This is a genomic window from Vibrio sp. 2033, from assembly GCF_033339735.1.
This window is the reverse complement of record NZ_JAWOVC010000808.1, coordinates 1-523: the sequence shown is the minus strand read 5'-3', so window position 1 is coordinate 523 and position 523 is coordinate 1. Positions and strand designations below refer to the sequence as shown.

Annotated in this window: 1 protein-coding gene; it reads left to right on the top strand. The window is 50.5% G+C overall.

What is annotated here, in order from left to right:
* Positions 1-523, top strand: a 523-nt coding sequence (locus tag R7P74_RS29210; RefSeq protein WP_318124221.1) for a tripartite tricarboxylate transporter substrate-binding protein, incomplete at both ends; no start/stop codon positions are given.

Below are 523 nucleotides of genomic sequence, written 5' to 3'. Positions count from 1 at the left end.
AGCTTCATTCTCATTCAACGCTTTTGCTGCGGATATTGAAAAAATGCACTTCTTGATCCCAGGTGGCGCTGGCGGCGGTTGGGATATGACCGCCCGTGGTACGGGTGATGTGTTAGTAAAATCAGACATCGTAGAAAACGTGTCGTTTCAAAACCTATCAGGTGGCGGCGGTGGTAAAGCCATCGCTCACTTAATTGAAACGGCAGATCGCCAAGAAGACACGCTCATGGTGAACTCAACACCAATCGTTGTGCGTTCTCTTAGCGGTATTTTTCCTCAATCCTTCCGTGACCTAACGCCTGTTGCTGCAACTGTTGCAGACTACGGCGCGATTGTTGCTTCTGCAGACTCGCCATACAACACATGGGAAGATGCAGTAAAAGCGTTTGAAGCCGATCCTCGCAAAGTGAAGATTGCTGGTGGCTCAGCGCGCGGCTCTATGGATCACCTTGTCATTGCGGCGGCATTTAAAGGCGAAGGCTTTGATGCGCGTAAAGTCCGTTACATTGGCTATGATGCGGGC